This window comes from Ignatzschineria sp. 22MB058224, from assembly GCF_058188435.1.
Genome location: NZ_CP187366.1, coordinates 1403944 through 1419730 on the forward strand (window position 1 = coordinate 1403944; position 15787 = coordinate 1419730).

Consider the following 15787-nt stretch of genomic DNA (forward strand, 5'->3'; position numbering starts at 1 on the left):
ATTTAAGCTTCTGAGTTTAGCTCATCATCCGCGCTATCTGTTGCTAAATTAATGTTACGTGCTGGCACAATTGTTGAAACTGCATGTTTATAGATCATTTGGCTCACATTGGAGCGCAACAAAATTACAAATTGGTCAAATGATTCAATTTGGCCTTGTAATTTAATACCATTAATCAAGAAAATCGATACAGGGACACGCTCTTTACGTAGCAGATTCAGAAATGGGTCTTGGAGGGATTGCATTTTTGCCATTGTCATTCTCACTTATTAATTATTATCAGATTCATGAATATTTATTGGTTGTTATAGTACTTCACTAAACGAAAACCATCTCTATTTTACCATAGCCCCTGAATCATTCAGGTACATCATTCAGTAATTATAATCTATTTAACATATATTAGAGAAATAACTTTCACTTTTACAGTCTGATAAATATAACTACAAAATAGAGGGGTTACACAATAAAGTTTTACCTTTTTCCAAACTCTCGAACATTGTAGAATGAAAAACATGTTTATTTCATTCACAGACACCATTTAACTCCACCATAATAAAGGTCGGTATTATGTCACTTAAAGCACTTTTTTTAGATCTTGATGGAACTAGTCTTAACTGCCAGAATTCTCTCTCTCCTGCATTAACTGATATATTAACAACGCTTAATCATAAAGGGATTCAAATTATTTTTAGTACTGGGCGGAGTTTTGCTGGCGCACTTCCATTTGTTAAAGCCATTAATGGTACGGATTACATCATCAATTATAATGGTGCCCGTGTCTTTGACTTCCAACAAGACCGTGTTATTTTTGAAGCACTGCTACCTAAAAAAGTATTAAAGCAGGTCTTCCATTTTTCAGAAAAACACCAGTATCCACCAATTTTTTATCATAATAATGTAATTTATACTCATGACGGTTCGGCGCATCACCATACATGCCCTGGCGAACGTTTTACAATTCTAGATCCTCATCACGATTGGGTAAATGAGGCTGTTACAAAAGCGCTTTTTGTTATCCCGGATAACGAACTAACACATTATCTAAATATCGCTTATGACCATTTTGATGAGGCGTCAATTTCTACATCATCAGCAACTTATTTAGAAGTTATGCCCAAAGGTATAAACAAATCAGTTGGCGCCCAAAAAGTGCTTGAAAAACTGAATATTGATCCTAAACATTGTGTTGCATTTGGTGATCAACTCAATGATATAGAGTTACTTGCCCTTGTTGGAAATCCTTTTGTAATGGGCAATGCTATTGATCCACTCAAAGAAAAATTCCCAGATCGTATTATCGCAACCAATATTGAAGATGGCGTTGCCAAGACATTAGATCAACTTTTTGAACTGCGTTACTTTAAATAAAATTATTATCTGATAATTAGCGTGTGAAACATAGCCAGTACCATACCTGAATATATCCCCTATTTTGGTATAATTAAGAGATCCACAGTTCTCTATCACTCTATAACTATAAGAATTACTTAAATAATATGAGCAAAATTGCCCCTTTCCAAACAGTCTTTAAAACTTTAACAATCATATTCCTACTTTTACTCGCGATTCCCATTGCTACATGGGGCTTGCATTGGCAATGGCAGTCAACGCAAGACTACACATTTATCGATTTTATTCTTTATCTAATAACACAAACAGGCACCGCACCTTTTTATGCACTGATCACCACAATTGTTTTAGCAATTTGGTTAAGCATGCGCTGTAAGCTATTACAACACCATTGGGTATTAATTTTTTTAAGCGTATTGCTATTACAAGGCGCAACACAAATTATCAAAAGTGGAATTAAATATACGTGGGAAGAGCCTCGCCCATATATGAGTTATATCGCTGAGAAAGATCCAAATCTTGAAAATTTCTACGATTATAATCGTAAAGTAAGAGGCAACATTATCGAAGAGGCAGTTTCTGAAGAATCTATCACACCACCCTGGCTTAAACAACATTGGCAAAAAGAGACCGGATATTCCTTCCCATCAGGACATACTATTTTTGCAGCTATCTGGGCATTTATTATTGCCGGTTTTTTAACCCGCGAACAAGATCCAAAGCGCAAGCTCTATATCAGCATTATTACAATATGGGCGGGACTAATGATGATTAGTCGATTAAGACTCGGCATGCATTTCCCGATAGATCTTTTTGTCAGTACTATTATTGCTTATATTGTCGCCACCCTTTTCTTCCTATTTTTAGCAAAAAGAGAAACTCAAATTGATCAATACCAAAAGAAAATAGCAAAGATTCGCCAGCAATAATCTATATTCAATCGAATAACATGAAGAATCTTTCATGAACAATCTTGTGCTTCTATCATTTTTTTTATAAAACTATATAGGTATTAACGTTTTTTCAATGTTATCGCATAATATCGTTTTGAAAACTCAGCGAAACAATTATTAAGGGGACTACTTTATGCTTTATCTACTTTCACCTGCAAAGATGCTCGATGAGCATACACCGCCACCAATTCCTAGTTTAGAAGAACCAGCACTTTTAGCGGAATCAAAAAAGCTCATTGAAGTTCTTCGCACCTATAATGCCGAAGACTTACAAAATTTAATGAAAGTTTCTGAGCGAATTGCAGAACTGAATGTAGAGCGATTCAGAGAGTATGAAACACCATTCACCTCACAAAATGCAAAGCCTGCAATCTATCTTTTTAATGGCGATGTTTACCAAGGACTTTCTGCCTACAATCTTCCTGAAAAAGAGATTAAATTCCTCAATAAGCATCTTGCAATTCTATCAGGGCTTTATGGTGCTGTGAGACCACTTGAGCTTATTGCTCCATATCGTTTAGAGATGGGAACTGCATTGCCGACAGAACGCGGAAAAAATCTCTATGATTTTTGGGGGAATATTATTACCGACTATCTCAATACGCGCATTGATGAACTTGACGCAAAGGTGGTAATCAACCTAGCATCTAATGAATACTTTAAAGCAGTTAAAACCGAAAACCTTAAAGCGCGAGTAGTCACACCTATCTTTAAAGACTTCAGTAATGGAGAATATAAAGTCATTGGTGTTTATGCTAAAAAAGCTCGTGGTCTCATGGCCCGTTTTGCAAGTGAGAATGGCATCACAGACCTTCAAGATCTTAAAAAGTTTAACCTTGAAGGTTATGCTTATAAACCAAACGATATAACAGGTGAAATCGTCTTTATTCGTGGTTAAACCTTCATAAAACATATTTAAATCTCCCTTTCCAAAATATCCCTCTAAGCTAAACATCACTTTGAGGGATTTTTATATGCCTAAAATCTTTCAAATAATTCGTAAGGAAAATCAGAAAAAATTGCTGTTTTTCATTAGCTCTGTATACTAACTTAATTACATGAAAACTAAACATATATGTTTTAAAATAATTAAATAGAGAGATATCCAATGAAGCGTTTTTTATTATTAATTGTTGCCACACTTATGAGCGCCTCTTTGATTGTTGGTTGCTCACAAAAAATAGATGATAAAACCATCACTATGGGAGTTTCCCCAGGGCCTTATGATGAGCTTTTTGATATGGCAATTGTTCCTATTCTCGAAAAACAGGGCTATACCATAAAACACGTAAACTTCACTGCACTTCTTGAAGCAAATATTGCAATGACAGAAAATGCTGTTGATGCGGTTGTCTCTCAGCATAACGGCTATATGAAAGTCTTTAACAAACAGCGCGGAAGTAATTTAATCGCCATTCAAAAAATTCCAACTGTGCCTGCGGCCATTTTTTCCAATCATCATAGTGCGCTAAAAGATATTCAAAATGGAATGACCATTCTCATTCCTCAAGATGCATCTAACGCCGCTCGAGCTTATGGACTTTTACAAAAAGTTGGTTGAATTACATTAAAGCCCAATACGAACCTCATGAAAGCGACTAAAAACGATATTGTTGCCAATCCTTATCAACTCAAGATCAAAGAGATGGACTCAAGTCTTATTCCACGAGTATTAGATGATGCTGATTTTGCCGTAATCCCAGGAAGTATTGTGTGGCTGGGAAAGCTTGATCCAAGCAGAGTATTAGCGCAAGAGACCCTATTAGATGATCTCTATTTGCAAGTAGTGATTCGATCAGAAAATCGTGATAAAAAGTGGGCAAAAGCAATCGTAGATGCCTATAATTCGCGTGAATTCAAAGAATTTATGCGACATAATAACCCAAATAACTATTGGATTATTCCTGAATCTCTGAAATAAATATTATTAAAAACAATAAAAACCACGATTACTAAAAATCGTGGCTCTTATACATTCAAAAATATAGATCATTAATCAGTAATGCATATTTCAAGAACCTCTACAAATAATGACTTTTGCTTGATGGCATCTCAATCATTTTTTGAAAAACAGATGCTAATGATAGTGCCATAAAAGGCATTAACCAAATAGCGATCATAATCATCACAGGGATCAATAGCAAAAAAGAAAAAAACATTAATGCAAGATTAATCGATGCAAAATAGATAAGAATAAGCACCATCGGAGTAACTATTACTAAGCTAATACCTAATAGTAATAACAGTAGACCTAAGATCTTAAAAAAATGTTGGTTAACTAATTTTATCGATAATTTTAGCGATTGCCATGCGGTTAACTCCGGATAAACAAGTGCTAGCCAAGTTGAAAAAAGTGTCGCAACTATGAAGTAAATTCCCGGAATTATAAAAAACATTAAACCAATCAACGTCCCTACAATTAACATAAATTGCAGTAAGACTAAGGTTCCAAAGCGTTTAAAGGGGCTAAAGATATCCCCAACAACATCATTATTCAGGTTATTACGCCATTTAATACTCAGCACACCTAATCCTGATGCCAAAATATTTAAAGGGATCATCACGATCAATTGAAAAATAAACTGTGTGACATAGATAATGACAAAAAAAACTAATCCTGAATCAGGATCATTAAAACCTTGATCAAAATTTCCACCGGCAGCGATCAATACAAATACGAAACTTAGAAAAGTCATCATAATCGACATTCCCATATAAGTCGCCGTTGATACCGCCCAATAGATTAATTGACCCAAAAAGTAATTAAGCTTAAAACCATTAACATAGCGCCAAGCTATCGCCAAAATTTCTTTAATAGAAATATCATATTGAGCTTCGGACAATTCAGTACTTGCCCAATAAGGCACCCTACTCCCTAATAGAATGCTTTGCGTCTTCTTATAATTCGAACTGGGATGAGCTACCTCAGATAGAGCATTGTTTTGCATAATAAGTCCAAAAATATCAAATAAAAAATAAATCCATTATAACGATAAGTCATTGCATTGCTAACTGATCAGTTTCAATTTTAGTAAATGAAGTTTTATCATATCCCATTCATTTGTCATAACACATGAAATTTCCCACCATTTATGCGAAAATGAAAGGCTTATGAATCTTTAAATGAGTAAAAATAATGATGCAAAATGATTGTAATCTTCTTTGGATTGATCTTGAAATGACAGGCCTTGATGAAGAGATTCATCACATTATTGAAATTGCTTCTATTGTGACCGACAAAGATCTTAACATCTTAGCGGAAGGACCGACCATTGCTATTTCTCAACCTGCAAGCATTCTTGACTTGATGGATGATTGGTGCCAAAAAACACATAGTGAATCAGGATTAGTAATCCGAGTTCAAGAGAGCACAGTATCCTTGAATGATGCAATGGAACAGACAGTTGAATTTGCACAAAAATGGATTCCTTTTGGTAAATCTCCCTTATGCGGAAATAGTATCGGCACTGATCGTCGATTTCTCAAAAAATATATGCCAAAACTCGACCAGTTTTGTCATTACCGCAACATTGATGTCAGCTCCTTCAAAGAAGTAGTTAAACGCTGGTATCACAACCCTCAAAGCTATGAGAAAAAGAATACCCATAAAGCACTTGATGATATTCGAGAATCGATTGCTGAACTCCAATTTATCCGTCAACACTACTTCAAATAAGTAACCTTTCCCCTATTCATCCCAATACTCAAGGATATAATTAGAATGGATCCAAAGATTACAATTAAAACGCCTTGGCAATTTTTAGCATCTGGTTTTGGTTCAGGCATGTCCCCCGTCGCTCCGGGCACAGCGGGAACAATAGCAGGCCTTGTTATTTGGTATCTATTACTCGGCCATTTATCAGCACTATCCTATCTCGTCGTTATTACCATTGCTTTTGCTATCGGCATCATTATCTGTCAAAAAGCTAGCGATGAGTTAGGGATACATGACCATGGTGGTATTGTGTGGGATGAGTTTGTGGGATTTTGGATTACCATGATCGCAGCTCCCGTTGGAATCTTACCCGCCTTAATCGGTTTTTGCCTCTTTCGCTTCTTTGATGTATTAAAACCTTGGCCGATCAAGCCCGTCGATGAGAAAGTTGGCGGCGGCTTTGGCATCATGATTGATGATGTCATTGCTGGATTATTTGCATTTATCTGCATGCAAATAATTTTTCTTCTCTTCCCTTCACTTTTAACCGTTTGATGATTACATATGGCGTATAACTCACGAAAAACATTTAGCCCCTATATCAAAAATCTCATTTCTCAATTCACCAAAACCCGTAAAGGGCGAATTGTTGTGGGAATTATTTTTATAGTTATTTTAGGAGTTTCCTATTTTATTCCTAAAGAACACATCACGCGTAACACTACTCCTGTACAACAAAATATCTCAATCACTCAAGGAAATGAGTATATTTGTCAACTCCTACATATCGCCGATGGTGATACAATAAATGCCGACTGCTCAAACTATGGAGCAAAAGATATACGTATTCGGATTTGGGGTATTGATGCACCAGAATTAAGTCAAAAACCATGGGGTTATCGGTCAAAAGATGCGCTAATTAAACTTTTACCAACAATAAAAAATGATACCATTACTCTTCGAATTAAAGATATTGATCAATATGGTCGATATGTATCGCAAATTCTTGTGAATGATAAAGATGTAGGATTAGAGATGGTTAAACAAGGAGAAGCAACGGTCTATAAACGCTTCAATAAAGAGCCTCAATATCAAGAAGCAGAGAAGATTGCTAAAGAAAAAAGGCTAGGGATTTGGCAACAAGAGGGTGCCCAACAAGATCCTGGACATTGGCGAAAATTAAATCCTCGATAATCGTATTTTTAATTGATTTTCGACCTTATATAAGCGAATTCAAACAGTTATGATAAAACTTGATAAGAATACCATAGTGATAGATGGAGCATGGACACTAGCCAATCTCCATTCTATCCAGCGAGCAGCTGATCAATTTAAGTCTCAATCAATTACGGCAGATAGTGTGACAGTTGATGGTTCGCAATTAACAGATCTCGATACTATTGGCTGTCAGGAGCTTTATATTGCTCTCAAAGCAATTCCCGAACAAAAAAAGATCAATTATAAAGGCTTCGAGAAAAAACAGATCGATCTTTTCCTGTTTATAAAAGAACGTATTGATGAAGCTGGCGTTCAGAAAGAGGCACCTCAAAAACGAGAATTTTTAACGACTCGTATCGGTAAACGTGTTTTTCAGACTTTTGATGGACTACAAGAATTCCTCAATTTTTTGGGTGAAGTCTCTATTATTGCTATTCAAAAAATCTTCACCCCATGGACAATCCGCTGGAATGCATTTTGGTCAAATATTCAATCTGCTGGTGTCAAAGCATTAGGGATTGTCGGCTTGCTGAACTTTCTTATCGGTGCAGTAATCGCTTATCAAGCAGGAGATCTCTTACAGATGTTTGGTGCAAGCATTTATATCGTTGATTTTACTGCTGTTGCTGTTTTACGAGTTTTAGGACCGCTCCTTACAGCGATCATCATCGCCGGTCGAACAGGTGCGGCCTACGCAGCACAAATAGGCACAATGGTGGTCAACGAAGAGGTTGATGCGCTTGAAACGATTGGGTTGAACCGCTTTAATCAATTAGTGCTACCAAAGATGTTTGCTCTCGCGGTTTCTCTGCCGGTACTTACCCTCTTTGCAGATATTATGGCTGTATTTGGTAGTATGGTTTTAGCAAATTTTTACCTTGATATCTCATTTGGTGAATTTATCCAAGCATTTCCTAATTCAGTTACCTGGCGTTCTTTGATGGTTGGATTAGTACAAGCACCTGTATTTGCCGTAGTCATTACACTTATTGGCTGCTACCAAGGCTTTCAAGTCTCTGGCGGTGCTGATAGCGTTGGTCAACAGACGACAAAAGCTGTCGTACAATCAATTTTCTTCGTCATTATCATTGTGGCACTTTTCTCAATTTTAATGCGAAATGTCGGACTATAATAGGGAGGAGAAAATGAGCCAGTTAGCACCTTCTAATATACCTGAGCAAACAATGCCCAAAGATAATGCGATTATTCGTGTCGAGCATGTATACAACAGTTTCGGGACTCATGTAGTACATGAAGACCTTAATATGACTGTTGAAAAAGGAGAAATGGTAGCACTTGTCGGTGGTTCGGGATCAGGTAAGACGACTCTTCTTCGAACAATTGTTATGTTACAACCACCCACCAAAGGGCAAATCTATCTGTTAGATAAACCCATCTGGGGGGCATCTCATAAAGAGAAACAAAAGCTCCGCCAAACCTTTGGAATGCTCTTCCAAAGCGGTGCACTCTTTAGTTCGCTCACCGTTCTCGAAAATATCATGGTTCCACTTCAAGAACATACAAAGTTGAGTAAAAAAGATATGGAAGAAGTCGCAATGTTAAAATTAACTTTGTCGGGTTTAAAGCCACAAGCAGCGAATCTCTTACCAAAAGATCTTTCCGGTGGAATGATCAAGCGCGCAAGTTTAGCTCGAGCTTTAGCACTTGATCCTGAACTTTTAGTCCTTGATGAACCTACTGCCGGACTTGACCCTGTATCTGCAAGTGAGTTTGATCAACTCATGTGTCAATTAAAAGAGTCACTAAACTTAACTATTTTAATGGTCACTCATGATCTAGATTCAATTTGGGCAACTAGCGATAAGGTTGCATTCTTAGGTAATAAAACATTAATTGCTTACGAGCCTATCGCAGAGCTTGTTAAAAATAACAATCCTTTAATTCAACATTATTTCCAAGGCCCTCGTGGCCGAGCAGTTGGAGAGGCATATGGAACACAAATTTAATTATACTGTCGTTGGGGCATTTGTCTTAGGTTCAATCGCCTGCCTTATCGCCCTTGTTCTCTGGTTAACTAATGGCTTTGAAAAGGTTAACACCAATGAATACAAAGTCGTTACAACCGAGAGTGTTGCTGGGCTATCCCCTAATTCACCCATTGATTATCAAGGGGTAACCGTCGGAAAAGTCGGTTCTATTGAACTCAATGAACATGATCCCCGTTATGTGACAATCTATCTCAATATCGATGTTGGAACACCCATTAAAAAAGATACTACTGCGGTACTGGTTAGCCGTGGTATTACCGGCATTGTTAATGTCGGCTTAACAGGCGGAACACCAAATGCCGAAGATCTATTACCATCAGAGATAGACCCCATTCCAACCATTAAAAATGGACCATCGCTCTCAAGACGTCTTGATGAAGCACTTGATAATATTACCCATTCATTGACAGAGCTTTCTACAAAGATGGGGTCAATTTTAACCACTCAAAATATTGATAACTTCAGTAATATTTTAAGCAATACCAATATTTTTACTGAGGATCTTGCAAAAGCAGGTACTAAAATTGATGTCTTGACAGAAAAAGCCACAACAACAATCGATTCAATTCAACCTCAAATAAAAGAAGCAGCTAAAGCGTTCTATGAATTTGCCGGTCATCTGAAGAATTCATCAGCCCAGCTAGAAGGGTTAACCGTCAATGTTAATCAAACTTTAGACACTGCAAAATCAACGCTAAATACTTGGGGAAGCTTTGGAGAAGAAGCAAATGGTAGCGTTCAAAATATCTTTCCTATTTTAGAAAATGCACTCTATAACTTCTCTCTCTTAATGCAAGAGCTTGAAGCGAAACCGAATGCTATTATTCTTGGGAAACCAAAACAAAAACCTGGTCCTGGCGAATAGAAAAACCACCGGATATAATTCTATTTAAGCTATTAATTTTTAAGGATTTCCAATGAAAAATTTAAAAAAATTTGTCTTACTTTTGATGCTTCCAATAATCATCGCGGGCTGTTCATCAGCACCTGCTAAAAAAAGCTATATCTTAACAACAGATGCTAATCCTATAATTTCAAATACAGGATATAAGATGCCTTCATTGATGATTTCTCAAGTGCGTACGGTAGGCCAACTCTCAACCGATATGTTTTATAGCCGATCACCAAATGAGATTGAAAGCTTCACCTTAAGTGATTGGGCAGCACCACCAGCAAATCTTATACAAGCAGCTATTACACAAGACTTAGATGCACGGAATATCTTCCAATTTGTCATTATGGCACCTAATAATATTGCAACTGCTTATCGCTTGGATATGTCTATTTTGCAAATGCGTCAATATTTTGATGACAATAACCAAAGTCATATTGTTTTAAATATCCAGGCTCGTTTAGTCAATAACAATACCAATAAGATTATAAAAACATTTAGCTTTAGAGAGTCTGAACCTTCATTGACCTATAATGCAGAAGGCGGTGTTAATGCATATAATATTGCGCTTAAGCGTATTACTAGCCAACTAGCGGTCGACCTAACTAATACACTGCGCTCTGGTCATTAATATTAATGTTTGAATTATTATTTCGGCATTTACCGCCACCAGATTATCCATCCTATTTACCTCTCTACTTCAGAGAATTCCCAATAGGATGGGTTCATTTTGAGCACCTCGATTATCTTGAACGTTTCCCAAAGATCTTTATCATCACAAAAAAAGGGATCCATTTTTCTGAACGTTTCACAATCGATTCTTTTGAAGAACGAAATAAACAAATTGCAGAGCTCTCTTACTATCTGCTTCATTCTGGCTTCATTCATAATTGGCGAGATGAGGCTTATGGCGTATACGAGCCAAATGCCGATCTTAATAAAGAAAAGGTACTTTTTACTATTGAGCGTGGAGTTGCCCCGATCTTAGGTTTGCGGGTCTATGGTATCCACATTAATGGCTATCAAATTGAGAATAACCAAATTCAAGCGCTTTGGATAGCACGTCGATCAAAACTCAAAGCCATTGAACCACATAAGCTAGATAACTTAGCTGCCGGCGGACTAAGCTTTGGCGAAGAACCTTTCATGACGGCAAAACGAGAAGCTGCTGAAGAGGCCAATATCTCTTTAGATTTAACAAAGAATCTTCAATTTATGGGAAGATTTAATTATCTAACAGACTTTAATAAAACCTTCCGTAATGAATGCATCTATATGTTCAATCTCCCATTGTCCACAGATTTTCAGCCTAAAATTAATGATGGTGAGGTAGAAGCTTTTTACAAAATGAGTCCAATAGCTGTTGAAAATGCACTCAAAAATGGTGAATTTAAACCGAATAGCGGGATTGTAACGCTTTTATTTTTATTGAACAATTCTCTCATTTCATTTGATCAAGATAAGCAACAACAACTGTTTTCAACTATCAATTCGCTAGCTCACCAATAATCACAGCTTACTAAAAAAACCGATCTAGCCTAGATCGGTTTTTAGCAAAACAAGATCGATCACCTAACAAAATCTAGTTCAATTTGCTCACATATTTTCTTACAATAATGAAGATGCGAGATAGACAAATTTATCTGCAAAAATTTTATACTTCGGTCTTTTTCGCCATGCATCTAAAGTGACTGGTACAGCATTTTTTAAATCTTCATAAAACTGATCGGTCATCTTTGCTGCAAAATCTTGATCATACATAATAGCATTAACTTCAAAGTTTAAATCAAAGCTGCGAATATCCATATTCGCGGTACCAATCATTGCAAGACTTCGATCATATACACTCGTTTTCGCATGAATAAAACCTTTTTGATAGTGGTAAATTTCTACGCCCGCTTCTAGAAGATCTAAATAAAGTGCTCGGCTCGCCATTCGCACTAACCAAGAGTTGGTTTTCTCCGGTACTAATAGCTTCACTTTGACCTGACTACGCGCCGCGATTTTAAGCATTGTTAAAATCTGCTCAGTCGGAATAAAGTACGGTGTCGTAATTAAGACCTCTTTTTCTGCCAGCGCAATTGCTTGCATAATGGAATTCATAATAAAAGGTTCTTTTGAATCAGGACCACTTGCAACAATTTGCACAGCTGTTTTGCCTGTCGACTCCCGTAAGTCCAAAGGGAAAAGCTCCGCATTAGGCTCAACTTTTTGCTTCGCACAGAAATTCCAGTCAGAAAGAAACAGATGTTGTAATGCATAACAGCTATACCCTTCTAAACGAACATGCATATCCCGAAGAATCGGCTTTCCACTATTAGGTTCATTAATATAATCATCACCAATATTAATCCCTCCAACAAAACCGATGCGACCATCAATCACAATAATCTTTCGGTGATTTCGATAATTAACACGGTTAGCCCAAAAAATAAAAAGTAATTTTCGGAAAGCAAAGACCTCAATTCCAGCATCTCGCATCTCTTGCGCAAACTCTTTCCGAATATGCTTACTACCGAAATCATCGTAGATAAAACGAACTTTAACGCCCTCTTTTGCTTTCTGAATTAAGAGATCCTTAATTTTATTTCCTATCACATCATTACGAACAATATAGTATTCAAGATGAATCGTCTCTTTTGCTTCTGCAATTGCTTTTAAAACTTCGGGGAATTTTCCTTCGCCATTTTTTAGCAATTTAACATCATTGTTCAAACTCATCCAATGCACATCTTCTGTGGACACCGAATGGGCTAAGCGGGTAAATTGATCAAGCACAGGATTATCAAGCATTGCCGCATTTTGTTCAATATGCTTGGTATATTCATAAATGGCATCTTTTAAATCACCATTATATTCAAGCTTTTTATCATACATTGCTTTATTACGATAATTTACACCCAAAGAGAGATAAAGAATTACTCCAAAAAGCGGTAAAAATACAATCAATACTAAATAGCCTAGCGTCTTACTAACACTTGTTGTATCCATAATAATTTTAACGCATACTGCTAAAATAAAGAGCGCGTAAATCAGAAGCGCAACAACGCTCCCCGTCCATAAAAAGCTTCCCGTCAGTATCGATGTAATCATTGTATGTCGTTCTTATTCCAGTTAACATTGTCAGTAATATATTATAGCATGAGCTAGATTTTAAAATATTTTTGTCAAAATAAGTAAACTATTTATTTAATAACAAATAAAAAATTGGAAAAAATGAAAAGCACAGGATTAATTGTTGGAAAGTTTTATCCTCTTCATCAAGGTCATATTAATATGATCTTAAATGCTAAAGAACACGTGGATGAATTACATCTCTTTGTCTGTAGCGATACTAAACGTGATCAAAGAATCTATGAGGAGAGCGCCTTCACAACGGAACCATCGGCAGAAATACGTGTAAAATGGGCAGAATCGATTTTTACAGGGCTACCGGGAATTATCGTTCATGGCTTTAATGAAGATGGAATCCCTTCATATCCAAATGGATGGGAAGCATGGAGTGATCGTCTACTTGCAACCCTTGCAGATAAAAAAATTCATCCAACTATAATATTCAGTAGTGAACCGCAAGATAAAGACTTTTATGAAACGCTTTTCAACGTTAAGGTGAAATTAGTGGATCCTCCTAGAAAGCTATTTTCTATATCTGCGACTCAAATTCGCAAGGATCCTATCAAAAATTGGCACTTCATCCCGACAATTATCCGCCCCTATTTTACAAAGAAGGTTTTAATAGATCATTCATTGATACAAAAAAAATCAGTAGTTTCAGCACTCTGCCGACTCTTCGAAGTCGTAGAAGTGGAGAGTATTGCTAAAATCTCTTTTGAAATAATTGACTTTCAAATGTATGTACCTTCAAAACCAGAGTCAACGCGTATTAGTGCAATCATTGCTCCGCAAGATGCACTAGAGGCTTTCAATAAAAAGCAGGATATACTCAATATTCAAGAGCGATCGAGACAAGCAGAGATTGCAACATTTATCTATCATAAATGCTCCTCAAAAGATGACTCCGAATTGCTCAGTGAATTGGTCAATTTCATACATACTCTACTACAATAAGTAAACAGTTTCTTACTGAAAATTTCTTAAGAATTATCATGACAAATACTTGATAACTCATAGCACCTGAGGCATTCTGTTTATTTCAGTTATTTATCGTTACAACAATAAAAAGGTTAACCCCATATGAACGCGTTAATTCGGGAAATTTTATCTGCCCGCGTCTATGATGTCGCTAAAAATACACAACTCGACTATCTCTCGCTTCTCAGCCAGCAACTCAAGTGTAATGTTTGGTTAAAGAGGGAAGACTTACAACCGATTTTTTCATTTAAAATTCGTGGGGCTTTTAACAGAATTTTCCAATTAAGCAATATAGAAAAAGAAAAAGGCGTGATTTGCGCATCAGCGGGGAATCATGCGCAAGGCGTTGCTCTAAGTGGTCGTCATTTGGGAATCGATACCACCATTGTTATGCCGATTTCAGCACCAGAACTTAAAGTCAATGCCTGCAAAGCAATGGGTGCAAATGTCATTCTATTTGGTAATAACTTTGATGAAGCATCTGAGCATGCACGAGAACTTTGTGAACGAGAAGGAAAAACATTTATTCACCCTTTCGATGATCTTGCTGTTATCGCGGGGCAAGGGACTATTGGTAAAGAGCTACTTGATCAAAAACCTGATCTCGATGTTATTTTTATCCCTGTGGGCGGCGGTGGCCTTATCGCCGGTATTGCCGCCTACGTTAAATTTATCGCACCTAATTGTAAAATCATTGGAGTTGAGCCCGAAGAATCAGCTTCGATGTTAGCATCAATGCAAGCACATGAGCGGGTAAAACTCTCACAAGTTGGGACTTTTGCGGATGGTACGGCGGTAAAACTTGTTGGTAAGCGTACATTTGAAATATGCGAACAATATGTCGATGATATTGTTACTGTATCCACCGATGAACTCTGTGCTGCAATGAAAGATATCTTCAATAATACTCGAGCACTTAGTGAGCCATCGGGAGCCTTAAGTGTTGCCGGGATAAAAAAATATATCCATGCTCATCCCGATCATGACTTTAAAAATATTGCCGGCATTTTAAGTGGCGCAAATATCAATTTTGATCGACTTCGGCATGTTGCTGAACGCGCTGAACTTGGTGAACGAAATGAAGCGCTTATTGCGGTAAAAATTCCCGAAACACCTGGAAGTTTCCATCACTTTATTACCATCATCGGTAAGCGGAGTATTACGGAATTTAACTACCGTTATTCCAATCCGAAAGAGGCCGTCATCTTTGTTGGACTCCAATTATCTCAGGGTGATCAAGAAAAAGAAGAGATTCTCAACAAACTTCGACAACACCAACTCGAGGTTATTGACCTTAGCGAAAATGAGATGGCAAAATTACATATCCGCCATATGGTCGGCGGCAAAGGAGATGTCAAAGATGAACGTCTATTCCGCTTTGAATTTCCAGAAAGGCCAGGTGCTCTCATGCAGTTCTTAGCAACCCTAGCAGGCCGTTGGAATATTAGCCTCTTCCATTATCGCAATCATGGTTCTGATTATGGTCGAGTATTGATCGGAATGCAGGTTCCTGAGAGAGATCTTCAAGATGGTTCTTTTCAATCATTTTTAGATGATATTGGTTATGAGTTTGAAGATGAAAATGATAATCCTGCATTTTCACTTTTTCTATAAG

At 37.0% G+C, this 15787-nt stretch carries 16 protein-coding genes and 1 pseudogene; 14 read left to right on the forward strand and 3 right to left on the reverse strand.

Annotated features, from left to right (window positions below; translation table 11 throughout):
* Positions 1–2: 2 nt before the first annotated feature.
* Positions 3–254: an RNA chaperone Hfq gene (gene hfq, locus ACPF7B_RS06110; protein ID WP_490504945.1), complete on the reverse strand. Its 252-nt coding sequence runs from the start codon at positions 252–254 to the stop codon at positions 3–5.
* A 316-nt stretch (positions 255–570) separates the two neighbouring features.
* Between hfq and ACPF7B_RS06115 the strand changes: the two genes are divergently transcribed.
* From ACPF7B_RS06115 to ACPF7B_RS06130, 4 genes and pseudogenes are all read left to right on the forward strand, one after another.
* On the forward strand, positions 571–1371 hold the full coding sequence (locus ACPF7B_RS06115; protein WP_490504946.1) for a Cof-type HAD-IIB family hydrolase: 801 nt from the start codon (positions 571–573) through the stop codon (positions 1369–1371).
* Positions 1372–1499: 128 nt separating this feature from the next.
* Entirely contained in the window at positions 1500–2282 is a 783-nt protein-coding gene (locus ACPF7B_RS06120) for a phosphatase PAP2 family protein (protein WP_490504947.1), read from the forward strand.
* A 157-nt stretch (positions 2283–2439) separates the two neighbouring features.
* Complete coding sequence (yaaA, locus tag ACPF7B_RS06125) at positions 2440–3204, forward strand: peroxide stress protein YaaA (RefSeq protein WP_490504948.1); 765 nt, start codon at positions 2440–2442, stop codon at positions 3202–3204.
* Positions 3205–3507: 303 nt separating this feature from the next.
* A pseudogene (locus tag ACPF7B_RS06130) lies at positions 3508–4227 on the forward strand (MetQ/NlpA family ABC transporter substrate-binding protein).
* Positions 4228–4327: 100 nt separating this feature from the next.
* Here the strand turns inward: ACPF7B_RS06130 and ACPF7B_RS06135 are convergent.
* Positions 4328–5254 carry a hypothetical protein gene (locus ACPF7B_RS06135; protein ID WP_490504949.1) on the reverse strand — a complete coding sequence of 309 codons (927 nt, stop codon included), beginning with the start codon at positions 5252–5254 and terminating at the stop codon, positions 4328–4330.
* A 188-nt stretch (positions 5255–5442) separates the two neighbouring features.
* Here ACPF7B_RS06135 and orn point away from each other — a divergent pair, with 188 nt between their 5' ends.
* The 8 genes from orn to ACPF7B_RS06175 all read left to right on the forward strand — a co-directional run bounded on the left by orn (position 5443) and on the right by ACPF7B_RS06175 (position 11589).
* The gene (gene orn / locus ACPF7B_RS06140) at positions 5443–5982 is read left to right on the forward strand and encodes an oligoribonuclease (RefSeq protein WP_490504950.1); all 540 of its coding nucleotides are present in this window, start codon (positions 5443–5445) and stop codon (positions 5980–5982) included.
* Between the two features lie 45 nt (positions 5983–6027).
* Entirely contained in the window at positions 6028–6516 is a 489-nt protein-coding gene (locus ACPF7B_RS06145) for a phosphatidylglycerophosphatase A family protein (protein WP_490504951.1), read from the forward strand.
* A 9-nt stretch (positions 6517–6525) separates the two neighbouring features.
* Entirely contained in the window at positions 6526–7155 is a 630-nt protein-coding gene (locus ACPF7B_RS06150; protein ID WP_490504952.1) for a thermonuclease family protein, read from the forward strand.
* Positions 7156–7231: 76 nt separating this feature from the next.
* Positions 7232–8311, forward strand: a complete 1080-nt coding sequence (locus tag ACPF7B_RS06155) for an MlaE family ABC transporter permease (RefSeq protein WP_490504953.1) — start codon at positions 7232–7234, stop codon at positions 8309–8311.
* A 13-nt stretch (positions 8312–8324) separates the two neighbouring features.
* Positions 8325–9146, forward strand: a complete 822-nt coding sequence (locus tag ACPF7B_RS06160; protein WP_490504954.1) for an ABC transporter ATP-binding protein — start codon at positions 8325–8327, stop codon at positions 9144–9146.
* Entirely contained in the window at positions 9130–10053 is a 924-nt protein-coding gene (locus ACPF7B_RS06165) for an MlaD family protein (RefSeq protein WP_490504955.1), read from the forward strand. The genes ACPF7B_RS06160 and ACPF7B_RS06165 overlap by 17 nt, the downstream gene beginning before the upstream one ends.
* Before the next feature lie 52 nt (positions 10054–10105).
* Entirely contained in the window at positions 10106–10711 is a 606-nt protein-coding gene (locus ACPF7B_RS06170) for an ABC-type transport auxiliary lipoprotein family protein (RefSeq protein WP_490504956.1), read from the forward strand.
* Positions 10712–10716: 5 nt separating this feature from the next.
* Positions 10717–11589 carry an NUDIX hydrolase gene (locus tag ACPF7B_RS06175; RefSeq protein ID WP_490504957.1) on the forward strand — a complete coding sequence of 291 codons (873 nt, stop codon included), beginning with the start codon at positions 10717–10719 and terminating at the stop codon, positions 11587–11589.
* 99 nt (positions 11590–11688) lie between these two features.
* On the opposite strand, the gene cls is transcribed toward ACPF7B_RS06175, so the two are convergent.
* Positions 11689–13173, reverse strand: a complete 1485-nt coding sequence (gene cls / locus ACPF7B_RS06180) for a cardiolipin synthase (protein WP_490504958.1) — start codon at positions 13171–13173, stop codon at positions 11689–11691.
* Between the two features lie 123 nt (positions 13174–13296).
* Between cls and ACPF7B_RS06185 the strand changes: the two genes are divergently transcribed.
* Positions 13297–14148, forward strand: coding sequence for an adenylyltransferase/cytidyltransferase family protein (locus ACPF7B_RS06185; protein WP_490504959.1), 852 nt, complete (start codon positions 13297–13299; stop codon positions 14146–14148).
* Positions 14149–14274: 126 nt separating this feature from the next.
* Positions 14275–15786, forward strand: coding sequence for a threonine ammonia-lyase, biosynthetic (gene ilvA, locus ACPF7B_RS06190; protein WP_490504960.1), 1512 nt, complete (start codon positions 14275–14277; stop codon positions 15784–15786).
* The last annotated feature ends 1 nt before the right edge of the window (position 15787 follow it).

Excerpts from the sequence above, each read along its gene's own strand:
- hfq (WP_490504945.1), bottom strand. The coding sequence starts at position 254 with ATGGCAAAAATGCAATCCCTCCAAGACCCATTTCTGAATCTGCTACGT.
- ACPF7B_RS06115 (WP_490504946.1), top strand. The coding sequence starts at position 571 with ATGTCACTTAAAGCACTTTTTTTAGATCTTGATGGAACTAGTCTTAAC.
- ACPF7B_RS06120 (WP_490504947.1), top strand. The coding sequence starts at position 1,500 with ATGAGCAAAATTGCCCCTTTCCAAACAGTCTTTAAAACTTTAACAATC.
- yaaA (WP_490504948.1), top strand. The coding sequence starts at position 2,440 with ATGCTTTATCTACTTTCACCTGCAAAGATGCTCGATGAGCATACACCG.
- ACPF7B_RS06135 (WP_490504949.1), bottom strand. The coding sequence starts at position 5,254 with ATGCAAAACAATGCTCTATCTGAGGTAGCTCATCCCAGTTCGAATTAT.
- orn (WP_490504950.1), top strand. The coding sequence starts at position 5,443 with ATGATGCAAAATGATTGTAATCTTCTTTGGATTGATCTTGAAATGACA.
- ACPF7B_RS06145 (WP_490504951.1), top strand. The coding sequence starts at position 6,028 with ATGGATCCAAAGATTACAATTAAAACGCCTTGGCAATTTTTAGCATCT.
- ACPF7B_RS06150 (WP_490504952.1), top strand. The coding sequence starts at position 6,526 with ATGGCGTATAACTCACGAAAAACATTTAGCCCCTATATCAAAAATCTC.
- ACPF7B_RS06160 (WP_490504954.1), top strand. The coding sequence starts at position 8,325 with ATGAGCCAGTTAGCACCTTCTAATATACCTGAGCAAACAATGCCCAAA.
- ACPF7B_RS06165 (WP_490504955.1), top strand. The coding sequence starts at position 9,130 with ATGGAACACAAATTTAATTATACTGTCGTTGGGGCATTTGTCTTAGGT.
- ACPF7B_RS06170 (WP_490504956.1), top strand. The coding sequence starts at position 10,106 with ATGAAAAATTTAAAAAAATTTGTCTTACTTTTGATGCTTCCAATAATC.
- ACPF7B_RS06175 (WP_490504957.1), top strand. The coding sequence starts at position 10,717 with ATGTTTGAATTATTATTTCGGCATTTACCGCCACCAGATTATCCATCC.
- cls (WP_490504958.1), bottom strand. The coding sequence starts at position 13,173 with ATGATTACATCGATACTGACGGGAAGCTTTTTATGGACGGGGAGCGTT.
- ACPF7B_RS06185 (WP_490504959.1), top strand. The coding sequence starts at position 13,297 with ATGAAAAGCACAGGATTAATTGTTGGAAAGTTTTATCCTCTTCATCAA.
- ilvA (WP_490504960.1), top strand. The coding sequence starts at position 14,275 with ATGAACGCGTTAATTCGGGAAATTTTATCTGCCCGCGTCTATGATGTC.